We start from the raw sequence: 20,233 nt of genomic DNA on the forward strand, positions 1-20,233 counted from the left end.
AATTAGATTTTTTTTCATTATTATCTCCTTAGGAATTATTTTTTTAGAGGAATTATACAATAATAAAATAAATATATAATAGGCGAAAATATGAAAATTTTTAATATTTATTTGAAAGATTAACATAATAGAATGCCTTAATTTTGTTGTTTTTTTAGCTTTGTTTGTTAGAATTTAAGCAATCTTCTAAATTATAAAAACAGGAATTTATCTATGAATTATGCAACCCAAATTGATGCCCTTAATCAGCATATTGCTGATATTGATCGAAAAATTAATGTCTCTTTTGAGTTTTTCCCGCCTAAGAATGAAAAAATGGAAACAATGCTGTGGGATTCTATTGATCGCCTAAGTCCTTTAAAACCGAAATTTGTTTCGGTAACTTATGGAGCAAATTCTGGTGAGCGAGATCGTACACACAGTATTGTGAAATCGATCCAAGAAAAAACAGGAATCATTTCAGCTCCGCACTTAACAGGTATTGATGCAACACCGGAAGAATTAAAGGTAATTGCCAAAGATTATTGGGATAGTGGCATTCGCCGAATTGTTGCTTTGCGTGGCGATGTGCCGAAAGGTTATGATAAAGCACTATTTTACGCCTCAGATTTAGTCGCTTTATTAAAATCGGTAGCAGATTTTGATATTTCCGTGGCGGCTTACCCTGAAGTTCACCCTGAAGCAAAATCAGCACAGGCAGATTTACTTAACTTGAAACGTAAAATCGATGCGGGTGCAAACCACGTTATTACGCAATTCTTTTTTGATGTAGAGAGCTATTTACGTTTTCGTGACCGTTGTGTTTCGATTGGCATTGATTGTGAAATTGTGCCAGGTATTTTGCCGGTAACAAATTTCAAGCAGTTGCAAAAAATGGCAGCTGTGACTAATGTTAAAATCCCGACTTGGATGGGCAAAATGTATGAGGGATTAGATGATGATCAAACCACCAGAAACTTAGTTGCGGCAAGCATTGCAATGGATATGGTGAAAGTGCTTTCTCGTGAGGGGGTGAATGATTTCCACTTCTATACCTTAAATCGTAGTGAATTAACGTATGCGATGTGCCATACTTTAGGCGTAAGACCTGATTTTACAACCGTCTAATTGAACATTAAGGCGGCATAGCTAAATAAGTTATGTCGCCTTATGTTTTTTACTTCTCTTCGGCCACCCAAATTTCCCCATTTTTTAAGAATAAATAGGCTTTGTTAGCATAGGCTTTAGTTTGCTTGATTTCAGCCGGCAGGGCGGTAGGTAATTCGGCGATGTTCCCTGCTTTATCCAGTACAACCACCTGTTGATAGCCGGTTTTTGGTATCAGTGCGAAAGTCTCTGTTGTCGCCACTAAATTCGTTTCATAATCTCCATAGCGGTGGTTGCTTAAGCCGGATGCAATAAAACGTTCGGTTAAAAGGTTTCCTTTGAGGCTGTATTCCACCAAATTGCCTTTTAAATGGGGCATTTGGATTGCATAGAGCTTGTGGTTAAAGCTAAATGGCGATTGCCAACGGTTAGTCGGCAGCGGCTCACTTTCGGCTTCTATTGATAATTTTCCGGCTTTAATGCCAATCACAACTGTGCCGGCTCCATTGCCATCGCCAGCTATTACGGAAATCAATTTGGTTTTCCCATTTTCCATTAAAGTGGCAAAACGATTTGCCTCAAAAACTCGCCCTTTCTGAGTTAGCTTGTCTGCCAACGGTTTAAGGGTATGGCGTTCTAGGAATTGAATTTCACCTGCCTCTATATCATCGCCCAATACACCGTGTTGATAGCTCATACCATCAGGCTTTGCAAGCACGGCAATATGCCCTTGGTTAGAGGTTTCTGAGTCAAAATCAATTTGCAGAGGGCGGGCATCAGGCAGTACTTCTGTTTCGGATATGGCAGTAATTTTTGCTTGGTTTCCTTGCGTTTCAATTCTGGCTAACTTAAATTGTCCGTTTTGTTTGGTTACGGCAATGGTGGCAAAATTAAGGGCGGTCATTGTAGCTTTCGGGGCAAGGGGAATGTTGGAGGTATAGATTTTATCAGCCGTCCACAGCATAAAATGCCCGTTTTGATCCGCTAACGCAATTCGTTGGTATTGAGCTTTAGGTTCAATCTCGGTGGAAACTCCATCTGCCAGTTTTTGAGCTTGTTGTGTGACTTTCCATAATTGTTTTTGTTGGTTAATTACCACTAATTCGCCTTGTTCTGAAAGGTCAAATTGGCTTACTTTGCCAATTTGGGGAAGTGGGAGTGGAGAAAGCTGAACATCAGCAAACAAAGAAGCGGAGAACAAGCTTAAGATTAACGGAATAGATTTTTTCATTAGCGTTACCTAAAAAGAAGATTTAAATGATAAAGGGAGATGTTATCTCCCTTTACGCTTTAGCCTTTATAACCATTCGGGTTATTTTTTTGCCAATTCCAAGTGTCTTTCATCATTTGTTCTAGCCCACGCTCGGTTTTCCAACCTAGTTGCTCTAACGCTTTTTGTGGAGCGGAGTAGCAAACGGCAATATCGCCCGGGCGGCGATCTACCACTTTGTATGGAATAGTAATGCCATTTGCGGCTTCAAAGGCTTTTACCATATCTAACACCGAATAACCTGTTCCTGTGCCTAAATTGTAAACGTGGAAACCGGCATCATTTTGGTGCTTGTCTAAGGCTTTTAAGTGTCCGAGTGCTAAATCTACAACATGGATATAATCACGCACGCCTGTGCCGTCGTGAGTATTATAATCGCCACCAAAGACGGATAATTGAGGCAATTTGCCCACAGCCACTTGGCTGATAAACGGCATTAAGTTATTTGGGATACCGTTTGGATCTTCACCAATTAAACCGCTTTCGTGAGCCCCCACCGGGTTGAAGTAACGCAATACTACCGCACTTAATTGTGGGAAGGCTTTAACGGTATCTTCAAGAATGCGTTCAACCATATATTTGGACGTACCGTAAGGGTTGGTTGTGCCGCCGACAGGGCAAGATTCCACAATCGGGATAATCTGTGGATCGCCATAAACGGTCGCCGATGAACTAAACACAACGGTATTCACATTGGCTTTTAGCATCTCTTCTACCAACACAATCGAGCCGGTTACATTGTTTTGATAGTAACGTAGCGGCTCTCTCACACTTTCGCCTACAGCTTTTAAGCCGGCAAAGTGAATTACTGATTCAATCTGATTTTCCGCAAAAATCTTGCGTAAGATATCACGATCTAAAATATCGCCTTGATAGAATTTTACGCTCTTGCCGGTGATCTGCTTCACACGCTCAAGTGATACTTCAGAGGAATTAGAAAGATTATCTAACACCACGATTTCACGATTTTCGTTTAATAACTCTACAACGGTATGTGAACCGATGTAACCTGCACCACCTGTAACTAAAATTGCCATTTTATGTTCCTCTATAAAATTAATACGAAGCAAGGTTATTGTTGCTATTCTACCCGATTTAATCAGGCTTGCTAATATTTATTCAGTTTATAATGCCACTCCGGCTTCTGGCAGTAATTCCGGAATGCCGTTTTTAATCGGGTAAGCAATATTGAGCTTAGGGTTAATTAATCGGTTGTTCTCTTTGTCCCATTCTAATTTTTCATTAGAGACAGGGCAGACGAGGTTATTGAGTAGTGTTTCGTTCATCTTCTTTTCCTAGTTTTTGTAGAATCGGGGCTAATAAACAAGCGGTCGATTTTTCTGAAAATGTTGCAGAAACCGGTACATACCACCAATTTTGCTGTGCAAAATCGTGGCATTTTACCGCATCTTTCTCGGTCATTAATAACGGCGTTTGGCTATCAGCAAATTGAGCCAGCTGAGCCTTATCAAAGGCTTGATGATCGGCAAAGCCTTGAGTTTTGGCAAGCGGAATGCCTAATTTTTCTAGCATTGTAAAAAAGCGTGGTGGGTGACCGATACCGGCAATCGCCACACAGGGTTGGGTAAATTCGCTTAATGGCTTGCGTTGATTGGTGACTAAATTAATTGCATCAGACGGTTCAAGCGTCATTAAATGCTCGTTAGCTTGCGGTGTGCCGCCGTTGCAAATAACCGCTTGTACAGAATCTAAACGGCTTGGTAATTCACGTAATCCGCCTGCCGGCAGCACAAAGCCGTTACCGAAACGTCTTACGCCATCAACCACCACCCATTCCATATCTCGCTGTAGGGCATAGTGTTGCAAGCCATCATCGGTGATGATGATGTCTAGCTCAAACTGACTTAACAGTAATTCAATGCTCTGTTGGCGGTTTGGAGAAATCGCTAAAGGCACATTTGTTCGCTGAACAATCAACACCGGCTCATCACCCACCATTTCAGCAGAACTTTCTCGGGTAACTAATTGCGGAAACGTTTTTGCTTTACCGCCATAGCCTCGAGAAATCACGCCTACTTTCATGCCACGCTGTTGCAGTTGCTCTACCAGCCAAACGACTACTGGCGTTTTGCCGTTGCCTCCAACCGAAATATTGCCTACCACCAGCACCGGCACAGGCGAACGGTACGATTGCAAAATATTCAGAGAATACAACCGCTTGCGAACTTGGCTAATCAGCCAAAACAGCAGCGAAAGCGGCGAAAGCAGCCAAGTGATAAGGGATTTTGTTTGCCAGATTTTCATTTTATCGCCCATTTTATCGCTCATTTTATCGCTCATTAATTTGAGCGATAAATTCACTAAGTTATCAAAAAGGTGCGTTTTTTTACGCACCTTTTAATAAATAATGAGGTGGGTCATTCCACCTTCGGCTTATCGCCGTTTTCAACACAACCTTTGCCGATGGTCACTTTTTTCGCATTGAGGGTTGGGAGATCGTACATTGTATCAAGCAGCAAGTTTTCGACAATAGAACGTAATCCTCTTGCACCGGTTTTGCGGCTAATCGCTTTTTGGGCAATCGAAATTAATGCATCTTTGGTGAAGTGCAATTCAACGCCTTCCATTTCGAATAAGGCTTGATATTGCTTGATGATTGCATTTTTCGGCTCGGTTAAGATTTGAATCAGAGCTTCTTCGTCCAACTCTTGCAGCGGAGTCACTACCGGTAAACGCCCGATTAATTCAGGAATTAAGCCGAATTTGACTAAATCTTCCGGTTCAACTTGTTTGAATAGCTCGGTTAAATCTTGGCGATCTTTATCTTTCTTCAATGCTGCAGCAAAGCCAATGCCACCTTGGGTGTTGGTACGGGCTTCCACGATTTTATCTAAGCCGGCAAAAGCACCGCCGCAAATAAAGAGAATTTTGGAGGTGTCCACCGGAATGGTTTCGCCTTTCGGGTGTTTGCGACCGCCTTGTGGGTTAATGTTCGCCACCGTGCCTTCAAGTAGTTTTAATAAGGCTTGTTGAACACCTTCGCCCGATACATCACGGGTAATGGATGCACTTTCCGATTTACGGGTGATTTTGTCGATTTCATCAATAAAAACAATGCCTCGTTCCGCTTGTTCGGCTTCAAAATCGCATTTCATTAATAATTTTTGAATCACGTTTTCGACATCTTCTCCCACATAGCCTGCTTGGGTAAGGGTAGTAGCATCAGCCACCGCAAAAGGCACGTTTAAACGGCGTGCAAGGGTTTCCGCCAACAAGGTTTTACCGCTACCGGTCGGCCCGATTAATAAAATGTTACTTTTGCCTAGCTCTACACCGTTAGTGGCTTGATGGTTTGACAATGCACTTCTTAAGCGTTTGTAGTGGTTATAAACGGCTACCGAAAGCACTTTTTTCGCGTGTTCCTGACCGATGACATAATCATCTAAATGAGCGTGTAATTCGTGTGGTGTCGGCACATTGGTGAAAAAGCTGCCTTCATCGTCTTGATTTTCATCAATTAACGGCTCTTCCTCACCGTGTAGTAAGGCGTAGGATTCCTCGATACATTCATTACAAATATAGCCTTCAGCACCTTCGACTAATTGATCCACTTCGGTGCGTTTTTTACCGCAGAAACTACAGTGGGGTTCTTTTTCAAACGCCATTATGCCACCTCGCTACGAGAGGTTAACACTTTGTCGATTAAGCCATATTCAGCTGCTTCTTCCGCAGACATAAAATTATCACGCTCGGTATCAGCTAATACTTTCTCATAATCTTGTCCGCTATGTTCTGCCATACGGCGGGTAAGGGTGGCTTTTAAGCGTAAAATTTCTTCCGCTTGAATTTGAATATCGGTTGCTTGACCTCTCGCCCCACCTAAAGGTTGGTGAATCATAATACGAGCGTGCGGCAGAGCAAAACGCTTGCCTTTTGCCCCGGCTGAAAGCAAAAATGCACCCATTGAAGCTGCTTGCCCGGTGCAAAGGGTTGCTACATCCGGCTTGATGAAATTCATTGTATCGTAAATTGCCAAGCCTGCCGTTACTACACCGCCCGGTGAGTTAATGTATAAATAGATGTCTTTTTCCGGATCTTCGGCTTCTAAAAACAGAAGTTGTGCCACAATCAGGTTTGCCATATTGTCTTCCACCTGACCGTTTAAAAAAATAATACGTTCTTTTAATAAACGTGAATAAATGTCGTAAGAACGTTCGCCTTTTGAGGTCTGTTCCACCACCATTGGGACTAATGCCATTTTGTTTTCCTCTGTCGTAATACAAAATCTCGCTATTCTAGCAAATTTTCAGAAAATCATTAACAACAAGCGGTCAGATTGTTAAAATCTTTTGCAAATGATGAGGAAATTATGACATTAACAGAAATTTACCAAAAATTTGAACATTGCAAATCGTGGGAAGAAAGATACCGCTTGTTAATTCAGCTAAGTCGCTTGTTACCAAAACCAAGTGAGCAAGAGTTGGCACAAATAGCGGAAATTGAGGGCTGTGAAAGCCGTTTATGGTTTGAATTTCAAGCTGAGCCACGAAAAGTAGTGGCATATAGCGATGCCCGTTTAATGCAGGGGATTTTATTTGTAGTGAGCGTAGCTTTAACCGAAAAAGCGGCAGAAGAGCTGAAAGCCTTTGACTTAAAAACGATGTTTGATGAGCTAAAAATTTCACAAAATTTAACCAGCACAAGGTTAAATGGGTTGGGGCAAATTCAGCAGTTAATTTGGAAGTAATGTTAATAAATACTCTTAATTTCCCCTCTTTAGCAAAGAGGGGTTAGGGGAGATTTGGCAGAAATTATTTTACGCTCATACGAAATTTGGACATCGTATCAAATCTCCCCCAGCCCCTCTTTTCTAAAGAGGGGGCTAGAATAGTATTTTTAAAAGCAAAAAAGCCTCTGATTTCTCAGAGGCTTAAATTTGTTGGCGGAACGGACGGGACTCGAACCCGCGACCCCCTGCGTGACAGGCAGGTATTCTAACCAGCTGAACTACCGCTCCGTACTGGTGTTAAAATAATAGTGGTTTCCTTAACATTGAGCAAATAGTTTTTGCAAAATAGCGTTTGATTGGTTGTAAAATAACCACTTTATTTCTGCTTGATCGCCTTGATAAACAGCAACGGCGGGCGGTGCTGTAAATCTTTAAATTCATTGTGCCACTGGGGTTGGTCTGCCAGCATTGGTTCTTCCATTTGCACAACCTCAAATCCGCCTTGAATGAGGTTATTCACAATGGTTGCTATTGTGCGGTGGTAGGTTTTAAAGGGTTGTTGAAACCAACTTCTGTCCCGTTCGCCCTCTTCCCGATAATAGTTCAAGCGGTAAGCAACTTGTTGTTTTTCTTGGTTTTTCTCCCAACGATAGCCTTCTCGGTAACATGTGACAATCGGGTGTTCTTGCGAGAAAATCAGCGTGCCACAAGCAGTCATTTTTTGCGAAATTTTTGCAAGTAGTTCGGAAAAATCAGCAATATAATGAAACGCAAAAGAGCTGGTTACTACATCGAAATCGCCCTCGCTGATCTCATTTAATCGCTCCATCGGCAGGCAGTAAAGGGAAAAATCGTTGCCTTTTTGCCAATGAGCAGAAAGATCGCTTTCTGCCTGTTGTAGCATTAATTCAGATAAATCCAACCCCACCACTTTTTCTGCACCGAGCGTTAAATAATGGGCTAAATGAACTCCTGTGCCACAACCTAAATCCAGCACTTTTTTGCCGGTTAAGTCTGGCAGTAGAGAGAACATTGTTGGCTTTTCCACCACTTCATTCATACTTATTGGATTTTGTCGAAGTTGTTGGTAACGCTCAAAGAAAATCGGAGTGTCGTAAATGCTTTTTTTCACTTAATAGCCTTTAAACAAATATAAAATAAGGCGGGTTAAAACCCGCCACTACGATATGATTAGTAAGTCGATAATTTTCGCAAAGTTTCTAACGCTTTTCCACTCTCAAGCGTTTCTTTTACTTTTTGCACATTGGCTTTTAAATCATCTTCTCCAAAGGTTTTCATTAATAATGCGACATTTGCTGCCACCGCATCAATATGAGCCAGTTTACCTTTTCCTTGTAAAATAGCGGTTGCTTTTTCGGCATTTTCTGCAGGTTCACCGCCTTTGAGATCTTCTAACGAATGGCGTTCAATGCCGAAATCTTCCGGCGTTAAGGTGTAATAGTCGATCTGTCCGTTTTGAATTTCCGCAACCTGCGTTTCGCCGTGAACGGCAACTTCATCTAAACCTGCACCGTGTACCACAATAGTGTGTTCGTAACCTAAGGCTTTTACGGTTTCAGCATAGACTTTCACTAACTCAGGGGAATACACACCCAGTAATTGGCGTTTAGCATGAGCCGGGTTTACTAAAGGCCCTAAAATATTGAAAATCGTGCGGGTTTTTAACGCTTGGCGAACCGGAGCGGCATATTTGAATCCGCTGTGATAAGTAGGAGCAAACAAAAAGCAAATGCCGGTGGCATCAAGGGCTTGGCGTGCGGTTTCGGGCGAAATACCGACATTAATACTTAAATGGGTTAATACATCGCTCGAGCCGGTTTTGCTTGATACGCTGCGGTTGCCGTGTTTGGCAATTTTATAGCCCATTGTGGCGGCAACTATCGCACTGGTGGTGGAAATATTAATGGTGTTATGCCCATCTCCGCCGGTGCCGACAATATCGGCAAACGGATAATCAGGCGTTGGGAACGGATTGGCATTTTCTAGTGCAGCATTGGCGGCTCCTGCAATTTCTGCCACCGTTTCACCACGCAGTTTTAGGGCAATCAGGGCGGCAGCCAGTTGTTCATTCGACACATTGCCTTTTATCACTTCACTAAAAAAACGGTGAGATTCCGTTTGGGTTAGGGCTTGGTTTGCAAATAATTTATCGAATAGTGCTTGCATAGTCTCTTCCTTTTTAATTAGCGATGTACCTGATATTCCAAATCGGTTGCCTCGTTGCCGGTCATTCCACGAAAGCCCCAGCAATGCTCTGGCTGTTCTTTAATGGTGATTTCAACGTCCATCGGCACAATGCCGACTTTGGTGTGTAAGGCACTAAACAGCCCTTTAATTAAGCGTTTTTTGAGCTGTTCGCTCCGCCCTTGCATCAGGTTTATTTCAATCACAATAAAATCTTGGCTACGGTTAATTGGGGGATAGAAATTTTCTGCATCCAATAAGTCAAAACGCAAAGCGTGGCGTTGTTTTGGTACGCCAAGGCTCATTTGCATACAGTCAAAAATCACCTCTGCAATGAGGGCTCTACGGTCTGCCAAGGTTTGTTTTAATCCGTATACACTAATCATTTTTTGCTCCTAATAACCATTCCACCGACTGTTTAAGTAATTTTGTGCCTTGCACGGTTAAAATGGATTCCGGGTGGAACTGGAAACCGCAAATCGGTAAGGTTTTGTGGCGAATTGCCATCACAATATGCTCAAATTTCGCATTAACGATAAATTCTGCCGGCAATTCATCGCCCATTAATGAGTGGTAACGGGCAACAGGCATTGGATTGTTAATGCCTGCAAACATCGCTTGATTATCGTGTTCAATACGAGAAACTTTGCCGTGCAACACCGTGCCGGTATGCACGACTTTGCCGCCAAAGGCTTCAATTAGAGCTTGATGTCCTAAACAAATGCCAATCATTGGTACTTTATCTTTCAGACGGCGAATAATTTCCAATAAATTGCCTGCCTCAGCCGGGTTACCCGGGCCCGGGGAAAGAGCAACCAAACAATTTTCAGTGGTTTCGGCTTTGGCTAAAAAATCCTCAAGCGGATAATCATTGCGGAAAATCGTTACCTGATGCCCTAATTCACGAAATTGATCGACCAAGTTATAGGTAAAAGAGTCGAAATTATCAATAAAAAGAATATTTGCCATAGTTTTGTATCCTATTATTTATCTTCCCCTCTTTAGCAAAGAGGGGTAGGGGAGATTTGGCAGAAACAATTAGCGAAGAAAATAAGTGAATAACATAATGAAAAATCAAGATTATTTCCGTTTCTGTCCTCCCTCGTATCTTAAAGATCCGAGCCTGATGTATTCACCTGCCCAATCGCTTTTAACACCGCCCGTGCTTTATGGCGGGTTTCATCAGCCTCTAATTGTGGGTCGGAATCCAGCACCTCACCACAACCGGCTTGCACATAGGCAATGCCGTTTTGCACAAAGGCGGAGCGGATCACGATACAGGTATCTAAATTGCCGTCTGAGGTTAAATAGCCCACTGCACCGCCGTAGCTATGGCGTTTTTGTTGCTCGACTTGGTAGATCAGTTGCATTGCCTTAATTTTCGGGGCACCGGTTAGCGTCCCCATATTCATACAGGCTTGGTAAGCGTGTAGGGCATCAAGATCCGCTCGAAGTGTGCCGATCACACGTGAAACCAAGTGCATAATTTGCGAATAGCGGTCAATTTGCATTAAATCGACCACACGACGAGTGCCGGATTCGCTCACACGAGCCACATCATTACGGGCAAGATCGACCAACATTAAATGCTCGGCAAGCTCTTTTTGGTCTAAACGCAGTTCTAATTCCAAACGGGAATCCAATTCAGGATCGATATTGCCTTGTTCATCAAAGCCACGAGGGCGAGAGCCGGCAATCGGGTAGATTTCCAACTGGCGGTTGGCTTGCGAATATTTCAACGCACTTTCAGGCGACGCCCCAAACAGAGTGAAATTTTCCCCCTGCATATAGAACATATACGGGCTTGGATTGTTGATTTTGAGCTGTTTATAGCTGGCAAGGGTATTCGGGCAAGGCAAGCTGAAACGGCGAGACGGCACAATTTGGAACACATCACCGATATTTATATGATGTTTGAGCTTGCGGATAATCGCTTTGAAATCTTCATCTTCAATATTGGCGATTGCCTCACTCGTTGCGGTTTGGTTCGCTAGAGGCAGTTCAATATGTGCCAGATTTGCAAGTTTTTGCGTAAATTCGACCGCTTGTTGGTTCAAACTTGCTTGCTCATTCTGCTCAAAACAGAAAGTGTTTAGCACAGCAGTTTCGGTTTGGTGATCGATAGTGACCAGTTGTTCTGCTAAATAGAAACTGTAATCCGGGCAGCTTAAGCCGTCATCTTGCAGGCTGATATTTTCCATCGGAATAAAATTTGCCACCAAATCATAGCTAAATAATCCGCCCAAATAGATAGGCGATGCGGAATCGGCAAACAGTTGGCTCACCGTTCTTAGCCCGTCAAGCACAGTGGTGGTTTTGAGCTTGCTGTCTTCATCTAACTGGTTGCTGATGGTCGGGAAAATCGCTTGCAAGCGGTCGTTTTTGTCTAAAAATTCGCAAGTCGGAGCAGGGTTTAGCAGGCTCAATGCGTTTGCAATTAAAGGTAACACCGCTTTCCCGTTCTGCGTTAAAGCGTGGAAAGTGACGGTTTGGTCTTCACAGAAAATATGCACTGCCGATTTCGCAAACAGCAAACTTTTTACACTGTTTTTACTTTGAATTTCCGCTGAGTCTAATAATAGCGTATGTGGGCGTTCGCCGCATAATGCGTAATAAACACGAGTCGTATCGGCACAATAAGGGAGTTCTGTTTGAGTAATCGTTAATTGAGGCATAGCAAATTCCTATTCAATTTTTCGTACTATTAAACTAGTACATTGAAAAGAAGTCAAGCAATTATTCTAGATAATGATATATTCCAGATATTTATGCGAGCTTGGGTGAACTTGGTGTATAATTAGCTCAATTTTTAGAAAGTCGAAGGCTTGAGACTATGGCGCAATTTTTTTATATCCACCCCGACAACCCACAGCAACGCTTAATTAACCAAGCGGTAGAGATTATCCGAAACGGTGGCGTGATTGTTTACCCTACTGATTCAGGCTATGCTCTTGGGTGTGCAATGGGCGATAAGCACGCAATGGATAGAATTGTGGCAATCCGTAAATTGCCGGAAAATCACAATTTTACCTTAGTTTGTAGTGATTTATCCGAGCTTTCTATCTATGCGTTGGTCAATAATCAAGCTTATCGCTTAATTAAGAATAATACTCCGAATCCTTATACTTTTATTCTGCCAGCAACCAAGGAGCTTCCTCGCAGGCTGATGACAAAACGTAAAACAGTGGGAATTCGTGTGCCGGATAATGCGATTGCATTGGCGTTAATTTCTGCCTTAGGTGAGCCGATTCTTTCTTGCTCTTTAATGTTGCCGGAGAAGGAAATGACTGAATCAGACCCTGATGAAATTCGGGATCACTTACAAAATCGGGTGGATTTAATTATCCACGGTGGTTATTTAGGGCAACAGCCTACTACTGTAATTGATCTCACAGAAGATTCACCGGTGGTTATTCGAGAAGGCTCGGGCGATACAACGCCGTTTAATTAAATTGATGTTGTATGATTAATATATAGAATTATGCGTAGGGGCGGGTCCTGTGCCCGCCCGTATTAATATCGTTATTTGGACAGGCACAGGACCTGTCCCTACAATGAGACTTAAATTCAGACGCTTGTGAAAGCGACAAAAGGAACTTTATGACAACTTTTCAAAAAAAATCAACTACGACTTTCCGTTCAGACAAACGTGGTGAAAGCCGTCCCTCATTTAAAAAAGAAGAGCAAAAATCTGAACGCAAATTTGGTAAAACGTCAGAAAAGCCATCACGTCCAACTTCTAAGCCATTAACGCAAAGAATTGCAAAAAAAGTGGAAAAAACGACCGCTAGTGAAGTGGCATCTCAAGAGAAAAAAGCCAAAGTAGTAGGTGAAAAGCTACAAAAAATCTTAGCACGGGCAGGGCAAGGTTCTCGCCGTGAATTAGAGGAGATTATCGCAGCCGGACGTGTGAGCGTGGACGGCAAAATGGCTACCCTTGGTGATCGTGTGCAAGTTAGCTCATCGACTAAAATCCGCATTGACGGGCATTTGGTTAATTTAATGCCGGCACAAAAAGAGATCTGCCGTGTATTGATGTATTACAAACCGGAAGGGGAGCTTTGCACCCGTTCCGATCCGGAAGGACGAGCTACCGTATTTGACCGCTTACCTCGTTTAAGTGGTGCACGTTGGATTGCAGTCGGGCGGTTAGATATTAACACCTCAGGCTTATTATTGTTCACTACCGATGGCGAATTAGCCAACCGTTTAATGCACCCAAGTCGTGAGGTCGAGCGTGAATATTCGGTGCGTGTGTTCGGCAACATTGACGATGCGATGTTACAACGCTTACGCAAGGGCGTTCAGTTGGAAGATGGACCGGCAAACTTTAAACAAATTAAGGTTGTGGGTGGCACAGGCTTGAACCAATGGTTTGATGTGACTTTAACCGAAGGGCGTAACCGTGAGGTTCGTCGCCTGTGGGAATCGCAAGGGGTAGAAGTCAGCCGTTTGATTCGTATCCGTTACGGCAATATCAAATTAGATAAAGGCTTACCTCGTGGCGGCTGGGAAGAAATGGGCTTAGAACAAGTCAATTACTTGCGTGAGCTGGTAGGATTACCGCCTGAAACCGAAACGAAAGTAGAAGTAGGGGCAAACCGCCGCCGAACCAATATCCGCCAAATTCGTAAAGCGGTAAAACAACATCAAAAATATCGTGGCTAAACACCATCTTTGGGGCTGCATTAGTTCTGCTAATGCAGCTATTTTCTTTCAAAAAAGGAGCATTTATGTCTTGGGATATTGTTGCAACATTGGCGGTTACTGGGATTGCCGTATTTTTATTTGCAACTGAAAAAATGCGAATGGACGCAGTTGCGATTTTAGTGCTGTGTTCATTAGTATTATTAGGGCAGGTTGATACCAAATCTGCTCTGAGTGGATTTTCAAACTCAGCTACTGTAACCGTAACTGCAATGTTTGTATTAGCTGCTGGTTTACAAAATAGTGGTGCTTTAGATAGTGTAGGCAGTTTACTTGCTAAGGTAAAATCCCCTTGGTTATTCTTGCTTGTACTCTGTGGCGTAAATGCTGCTGTTTCTCCTTTTGTGAATAATACGGCAGTGGTCGCAGTATTAATTCCGATTGTGATTGCCGCAGCACAGAATATAAAAATGGCTCCTTCCAAAGCCCTTATTCCGTTATCATTTTCTTCTCAAATGGCAGGTGTTTGTACACTGATCGGCACTTCCACTAATCTATTAGTTAATGCGATCGCTCAAAAGCAAGGGCATTCCGGTTTCGGTATGTTTGAATTTGCCCCTTTGGGGATTATTTTTTTAGTGGTTGGGGTTGCCTATTTATTAGTGACCAGCCGTTTCTTATTACCCGAATCACATTTGCAACTTGAAGATGGTGAGGGGTTTGGAAAATATGTTTCTGAACTTAAAGTAAATAAAGACTCTGTATTAATTGGCAAAAGTACCTTTGAATCAGGATTAAATGAAGAATTTAATCTATTTACTATTGGTGTTTTGCGTGATGGGGAAAGATTATCGACACCGAGTCATCAAGTATTGCAAAAACATGATATTTTATTGTTGCGGGGTGAATCGGAAAATTTAGCAAAAGTACGAGAAAAATATGGATTGCACCACGTTGTGTATGGACGCCGTGAGAATGATGAAGATAATCTGGATGAAGACTTGATGGTGGCTGAAGTGATGATTTCTCCGATCTCTCGTTGGATAGGAGGGACTATTCCTATTTTACAACAGCGTTGGAATAAAAATGCAACGGTGTTAGGCATTCAACGCCAAAGTAAAGTAATTCGTGAGCGTTTACGCACCACTGCTTTTAAAATGGGGGATATTTTATTACTCACATTACCAAAAGAGGATATGGAGACGTTACGCCAAGATAAAGACTTTATTGTGTTATCCTCTGATTTAGTCAAAACGGAGGAATCGTGGAAAAGTAAATTTGCTTTAGGGGTAATGGTTTTGGTGGTGGCAACAGCAGCCTTAGGCTGGGTTCCTATTTCAGTGAGTGCCTTAATTGGTGCAGTTGCGATGTGTGTTGCCGGTTGTTTAACGGCTGAAGAAGCCTATCAATCTATTGACTGGAAAATCATCTTAGTCTTAGCTGGGTTACTGCCATTAGGTGAAGCGATGGCAAATAGTGGAGCGGCACAATTTATTGTTGATAACACGCTTGGTAAAGTAGGGGAGTTCGGGCCTTTAGTGGTGTTAGCCGTGTTATATTTACTGACAATGGTGCTAACCGAATTTATGAGTAATGCAGGGACTGCAGTGTTGCTTACGCCTATTGCGGTTTCCACCGCTAAAATGTTAGGGGTAGACGCTTCTCCATTCATTATTGCCGTAATGTTTGCGGCTGCGACCAGCTTTATGACCCCTGTTGGCTATCAAACCAACACGATGGTATACGGTGCAGGTGGCTATAAATTCACAGATTTTATTAAAATTGGTTTACCGCTAAATGTAATCTATTGGATTTTAGGGATAGTATTAATTCCGATTTTCTTCCCTTTTAATCCATAATTGATAGATAATTATAGAAAAAAGGTTTACAGATCAGAAACTCTGTAAACCTTTTTTATTCAGCAATAAATCAATTTTCTATTGGAAAGTTACCATTGATAACCCATGCCAATACTACCACCAAAGTCGCCTCTGGTATTGCTGTTCCCAGTTAATTTATAGATAACCTTCCCGTTATCTGAAATCCGAGAATAACCTACTGCGATTGCAGCTTCATTACGGTATGTACCTCCAGCCGTTGCTAACATACTTTTACCTGGTAGATATGCTTGCGGTAAACCTGCGGTTGCCGTTGCACCAGCAATACCAGCGCGTAAACGTTTATCAACTTTGTTTACTTTTGAATCAATATTATTGATCTTATTATTGATATTTTTTTCTGTTGCTTTTAATTGGCTAAAGTTAACTGCATCAGTATCTTCAGTTCCTGCTTTTACGTTAGTTACTTTTGTTCCTGCTGCATTAATACCTGTTTTAGTTATACTCGGTCCCCCTACAATAGTTAATCCATTAGTATCAATGGTTGTATCACCAACCTTAACAGTATCGGCTACAGCAATGTTAGCTGTTACTGTTTGAGCTGTGACAGAATTAACTTTAATATCTTTAGCTAATTTAACCGTTAATGAACCATTACTATTTGAAATAACCCCGATATTATTATCAGTTAGTTGTGATTCGTTAGATACCCCACCTTTTACTGTAACAGTAGAACCTAATTTACGTTGAGATGGCGTGCCGGTATCACCTGCAAATGTTAGTGGGCTGTTTACTGCATCATTTAACGCGGTAATTGCAGAGCCTACATTATTGACCGTTTTACTAACCTCATTTGTAGGAGCACCATCAACCACAGTATAGCTTGGGGCTGAAACAGCACCATTTGCATTTACACTTGAATTACCACCTAAAGCGGTAGCAATAGTATTTGCCGTATCGTAAAGTTGGCTGCCATTAACTGCATCTGCTGAGATAGGTGAAATATCACCATCAGCTACATTAGTTATTTTTAATTTTCCAGCATCGACACCTGTCATTGTGACACTTGGGCCATTATTAATGGTTAAGCCGTTGTTATTTAGTTTTGAATTACCAACAGCTACGGAGCCGGCAGGAGTTAAATCAATGTCTTTGGCTAATTTAACTGTTAATGTATTAGCATCTGTCGCCACTACACCGATATTATTATCAGTTAATTTATCAGCATCGGCACCGCCTTTAACGTTCAGAGAAGCACCTAATTTACGAACAATTTCAGTACCAGCATCATCTACAAAAGTAAGTGCACCATTGCTTAACTCATCCACTTTAGTATTTAAACTATCAATTTCGGTATAAGCTGCATAAAGTTGTGAACCGTTGATAGCATCCGTTGATGAGTCCGAAATACGGCCTGCTGCAACATTAGTTAAAGTACGTTCATTTCCTACAGAACCAATACTTACAGTTGAGCTTGGCGTAGTACCTGAAAATGTGTATGTATTACCGTTTAGAGTTGCACTTTTTGTTGCAACTGCAGCTGCTGTTTCAGAGTTAGTACCTAATGCAACAGAACCTTGGTGTGTTGCTTTTGCATTTTGGCCAAGAGCCACTGCAGCAGTTGTTGTTGCTTGTGATGAAACACCTAATGCAATAGAAGCTACACCGGCTGCATTTGCACTATTACCTAAAGCAATCGCAGAGCTACCTGTAGCATTGGCATTTCTACCCACAGAAGTTGACCATATTCCACCTGCATTAGCAGAGTTACCTAAAGCGGTTGACTGTGTACCCGAAGCATTTGCGTTATAGCCTGCAGCAAGAGAACCTGCACCGATTGAACTTGCTTCATAACCTACAGCGGTTGAATTTTCACCGCTAGCTTCAGATTTAGAGCCTAATGCAGTTGCACGGGTAGCTGTCGCTGTTGAAGCTGTACCAATAGCTGTTGAGGTATCAGCATTTGCATTGGCTGCAGAACCAACCGCTAGGGCATTTGTTGCATTTGCATTCGCATTGTAGCCTATAGAAGTTGCATTCATACCATCAGCTGTTGCGCGAGGACCAACTGCAGTTGTACGTTCACCGTTTGCTTCTGCTTCAGAGCCTAATGCGGTTGCCAGCTCACCATTAGCACTTGTTGCAACGCCGATAGCCATTGAATTAACACCGCTAGAGCCTGAATTATCATAGTTAGCACGTTGAATGCCATCATCTGAAATACTAACATAATGAGTTGCAAATTTGCTGATAGCTTGTTTGAGTTGACTGACATTGACCGCATCAGTATCTACATCGCCTGCGGCAACATTGGCGATTTTATTACCGCCATTATCTAAGCCAGATTTAGTAAGACTTACCGGTTTGTCTGCAACGCCGTTAGCGATGGTGATACCTGTATTGTTAACAACGGTATCACCTGTTGTTAATGAACCATTAGCGCCTAAGTTAACTTTTTCTGCTAATTTTATGGTTAAAGTACTATTGCCATCAGCTACAACACCAATATTATTCTCGGTTAATATGCCTGTAGATCCGCCTTCGAACTTGACTGTTGAACCTAGATGGCGCTCAAAATTAGTTCCTGTATCACCGGCAAAGGTTAACGGACTGATCACCGCTGTGTTTAATGCGCTTAGTGCTGCAGAAACAGTAGTGTATCTCCCTTGTTTGCCTTCTTTATCTGCATCTGGTGTGCCATTCACTAAAGCGTAGGTTGGGAAAGTGATATTTCCATTTTCAGTAACAGCTGCCCCACCACCTAAGATATTTGCGGTTGTTGCAGCAACATTACCTATAGCTTGTTGTGTTAAATATAATTGTGAACCGTTTATGGCATCTGTAGAGCTTAAAGATATACGTCCTGCAGCAACATTGGTGATAGTTCTCTCTTTGCCTTCCGCCCCAATACTTACTGTAGCAATTGGATTTGTTCCGGCAAAGTCACTATATGTAATACCATTTACAGTTGCATTTGTAGTTGGTATGGCTATAGCTGTAACTGAGTTGCTACCTAGCGCTATCGAATCGGTATGTTCAGCAGTGGCATTTCGACCTATAGCGGTTGCATTAAAGGCGGAAGCATTTGATGATTCTCCGATTGCAATTGTGCGTTGATTTGTTGCTTTAGCGCTTACCCCTAGTGCAACAGAAGCCGCGCCTGATGCAGTAGCACGATTGCCTAAAGCGGTTGCAGAACCTCCACTTGCATTGGCTTCACGACCAAATGCAGAAGCATAATCGCTGGTTGCACCCGCATTAGTACCAACAGCAGTAGTTAAATTTGCTGTTGCATTTGCATAATAACCTAATGAGGTTGCACCGTGGCCTGAAGTTTTCGCTTCATAACCAATTGCTGTTGAGTTATCGCCATTTGCTTGAGATTTTGCACCAATTGCTGTGGAGTGAATAGCTGTTGCGTTAGCTTCAGCACCATAGGCGGAGCTAACAATACCAGTTGCATTGGCATGACTACCTACAGCAGTTGCTTTTCCTATTACCGTTTCTCCTGTTGCTGCTGTAGTTTTGTAATTATTAACACCATTTGCAAGAGCGGAATTACCGATGGCGATATTATTATCACTGGTTACATTTGTAGTAGGTCCTGCTAGTTTTGCATTAGCATAAGTACCAATTGCAATATTGTGGCTACCACTAGTACCGTCTCCAGCAGTATTACCAATAGAAATCGTATTGTTTCCTGTTACATTAGAGCTAGCCGAATAACCAATACCAATATTGTATTCTGTGCTGTTAGAGTGATTTAATCCGGCATGATCGCCAATAAAAACTTCACGTAAGCCCATTGCGGTTGCATTGTACCCTACTGCTACGGAACGTTTATCGGCAGTGGCTTGCCCACCAACAGCTGTTGAAGCAAAACTAGCGTTAGCAAAGCCTCCTAATGCAGTTGAAAAATCGGCTGTCGCGGTTGTGTTATACCCTAATGCGGTAGAAACTTTACCGCTATTTCCTTCTAAGCCTGTTATTGTACTTACTAGTGTTGAGTTAACTTTAGATCCATCACCAATTGCGATAGATGTTTGTGGGTTATTATCTGGTATGGTCCCATAGGTTGGTGAATAGGTTGCAGCACTTGCAAAACCTGCAGAAAGCGCAAGACTTAGTGTGCTAAGTTTAATAATATTAGTGGTTAGTGATGTATTTGTTGCATTAGATTTATTAGCACTTCTTGATAATTCAGAAGCAACAATCCAAGTTCGTTTTGCATGGTTCCAAACAATGCGATAAATTTTATTCATAGAACTACTCCTGTTCTTATTTTTAATAATTTTAATGATTTGAGTATTGCCTAGCATAATATATGCAGATAGGCTGAAAAAATTATATAGGTGAGGTTTTATGGTGTAAATAGTGGCTTTTTAGGAATAAATATAGCAATTTTTTGATATAAATGTATTATTTTATAATTTTATGTTTTGTACTAATATTGAGGTGGAATGTAGAGTTTTATTTGGTTTTTTGTATGTTTTTTAG

At 42.0% G+C, this 20,233-nt stretch carries 17 protein-coding genes and 1 tRNA gene; 5 read left to right on the forward strand and 13 right to left on the reverse strand.

Annotated elements, in window-relative coordinates:
* Positions 1-213 precede the first annotated feature (213 nt).
* Entirely contained in the window at positions 214-1,107 is an 894-nt protein-coding gene (gene metF / locus ACJ7Z2_RS05355; protein ID WP_409501026.1) for a methylenetetrahydrofolate reductase, read from the forward strand.
* A 49-nt stretch (positions 1,108-1,156) separates the two neighbouring features.
* On the opposite strand, the gene ACJ7Z2_RS05360 is transcribed toward metF, so the two are convergent.
* The 6 genes from ACJ7Z2_RS05360 to clpP form a co-directional block, all read right to left on the reverse strand.
* Entirely contained in the window at positions 1,157-2,317 is a 1,161-nt protein-coding gene (locus ACJ7Z2_RS05360; RefSeq protein WP_409501027.1) for a hypothetical protein, read from the reverse strand.
* A gap of 59 nt (positions 2,318-2,376) precedes the next feature.
* A complete protein-coding gene (galE, locus tag ACJ7Z2_RS05365) occupies positions 2,377-3,393 on the reverse strand; it encodes a UDP-glucose 4-epimerase GalE (protein WP_409501028.1) in 1,017 nt (338 codons plus the stop codon).
* Positions 3,394-3,480: 87 nt separating this feature from the next.
* Positions 3,481-3,642: a Trm112 family protein gene (locus tag ACJ7Z2_RS05370; RefSeq protein ID WP_006249047.1), complete on the reverse strand. Its 162-nt coding sequence runs from the start codon at positions 3,640-3,642 to the stop codon at positions 3,481-3,483.
* Positions 3,620-4,621: a tetraacyldisaccharide 4'-kinase gene (lpxK, locus tag ACJ7Z2_RS05375; RefSeq protein ID WP_409501111.1), complete on the reverse strand. Its 1,002-nt coding sequence runs from the start codon at positions 4,619-4,621 to the stop codon at positions 3,620-3,622. Before lpxK ends, ACJ7Z2_RS05370 begins: the two co-directional genes overlap by 23 nt.
* Positions 4,622-4,734: 113 nt before the next feature.
* Positions 4,735-5,982, reverse strand: coding sequence for an ATP-dependent protease ATP-binding subunit ClpX (gene clpX / locus ACJ7Z2_RS05380; protein WP_409501029.1), 1,248 nt, complete (start codon positions 5,980-5,982; stop codon positions 4,735-4,737).
* The gene (gene clpP / locus ACJ7Z2_RS05385; protein ID WP_373610605.1) at positions 5,982-6,575 is read right to left on the reverse strand and encodes an ATP-dependent Clp endopeptidase proteolytic subunit ClpP; all 594 of its coding nucleotides are present in this window, start codon (positions 6,573-6,575) and stop codon (positions 5,982-5,984) included. The genes clpX and clpP overlap by 1 nt, the downstream gene beginning before the upstream one ends.
* A gap of 111 nt (positions 6,576-6,686) precedes the next feature.
* Between clpP and ACJ7Z2_RS05390 the strand changes: the two genes are divergently transcribed.
* On the forward strand, positions 6,687-7,064 hold the full coding sequence (locus ACJ7Z2_RS05390) for a SufE family protein (protein ID WP_409501030.1): 378 nt from the start codon (positions 6,687-6,689) through the stop codon (positions 7,062-7,064).
* 193 nt (positions 7,065-7,257) lie between these two features.
* On the opposite strand, the gene ACJ7Z2_RS05395 is transcribed toward ACJ7Z2_RS05390, so the two are convergent.
* The 6 genes from ACJ7Z2_RS05395 to ACJ7Z2_RS05420 all read right to left on the reverse strand — a co-directional run bounded on the left by ACJ7Z2_RS05395 (position 7,258) and on the right by ACJ7Z2_RS05420 (position 11,926).
* Positions 7,258-7,334, reverse strand: a tRNA-Asp gene (locus ACJ7Z2_RS05395).
* Positions 7,335-7,422: 88 nt separating this feature from the next.
* A complete protein-coding gene (locus ACJ7Z2_RS05400; RefSeq protein WP_409501031.1) occupies positions 7,423-8,178 on the reverse strand; it encodes a class I SAM-dependent methyltransferase in 756 nt (251 codons plus the stop codon).
* A 59-nt stretch (positions 8,179-8,237) separates the two neighbouring features.
* Complete coding sequence (trpD, locus tag ACJ7Z2_RS05405) at positions 8,238-9,233, reverse strand: anthranilate phosphoribosyltransferase (protein ID WP_409501032.1); 996 nt, start codon at positions 9,231-9,233, stop codon at positions 8,238-8,240.
* Positions 9,234-9,250: 17 nt separating this feature from the next.
* Positions 9,251-9,637: a tautomerase family protein gene (locus ACJ7Z2_RS05410; RefSeq protein WP_409501033.1), complete on the reverse strand. Its 387-nt coding sequence runs from the start codon at positions 9,635-9,637 to the stop codon at positions 9,251-9,253.
* The gene (locus ACJ7Z2_RS05415) at positions 9,630-10,220 is read right to left on the reverse strand and encodes an aminodeoxychorismate/anthranilate synthase component II (protein ID WP_409501034.1); all 591 of its coding nucleotides are present in this window, start codon (positions 10,218-10,220) and stop codon (positions 9,630-9,632) included. Before ACJ7Z2_RS05415 ends, ACJ7Z2_RS05410 begins: the two co-directional genes overlap by 8 nt.
* 140 nt (positions 10,221-10,360) lie before the next feature.
* Positions 10,361-11,926 (reverse strand): anthranilate synthase component 1, encoded by a 1,566-nt coding sequence (locus ACJ7Z2_RS05420; protein WP_409501035.1) that lies wholly within the window; start codon positions 11,924-11,926, stop codon positions 10,361-10,363.
* Positions 11,927-12,084: 158 nt separating this feature from the next.
* On the opposite strand from ACJ7Z2_RS05420, the gene ACJ7Z2_RS05425 reads away from it, so the two are divergent.
* The 3 genes from ACJ7Z2_RS05425 to ACJ7Z2_RS05435 all read left to right on the forward strand — a co-directional run bounded on the left by ACJ7Z2_RS05425 (position 12,085) and on the right by ACJ7Z2_RS05435 (position 15,757).
* Complete coding sequence (locus ACJ7Z2_RS05425; protein ID WP_409501036.1) at positions 12,085-12,702, forward strand: L-threonylcarbamoyladenylate synthase; 618 nt, start codon at positions 12,085-12,087, stop codon at positions 12,700-12,702.
* Positions 12,703-12,851: 149 nt separating this feature from the next.
* Complete coding sequence (gene rluB, locus ACJ7Z2_RS05430; protein WP_154704010.1) at positions 12,852-13,919, forward strand: 23S rRNA pseudouridine(2605) synthase RluB; 1,068 nt, start codon at positions 12,852-12,854, stop codon at positions 13,917-13,919.
* Between the two features lie 65 nt (positions 13,920-13,984).
* Complete coding sequence (locus ACJ7Z2_RS05435) at positions 13,985-15,757, forward strand: SLC13 family permease (RefSeq protein ID WP_040080641.1); 1,773 nt, start codon at positions 13,985-13,987, stop codon at positions 15,755-15,757.
* Between the two features lie 89 nt (positions 15,758-15,846).
* On the opposite strand, the gene ACJ7Z2_RS05440 is transcribed toward ACJ7Z2_RS05435, so the two are convergent.
* Complete coding sequence (locus ACJ7Z2_RS05440; protein ID WP_409501037.1) at positions 15,847-19,998, reverse strand: YadA-like family protein; 4,152 nt, start codon at positions 19,996-19,998, stop codon at positions 15,847-15,849.
* Between the last annotated feature and the right edge of the window lie 235 nt (positions 19,999-20,233).

This window comes from Mannheimia glucosida (assembly GCF_046267875.1).
In the GTDB taxonomy this organism is placed as follows: domain Bacteria; phylum Pseudomonadota; class Gammaproteobacteria; order Enterobacterales; family Pasteurellaceae; genus Mannheimia; species Mannheimia glucosida.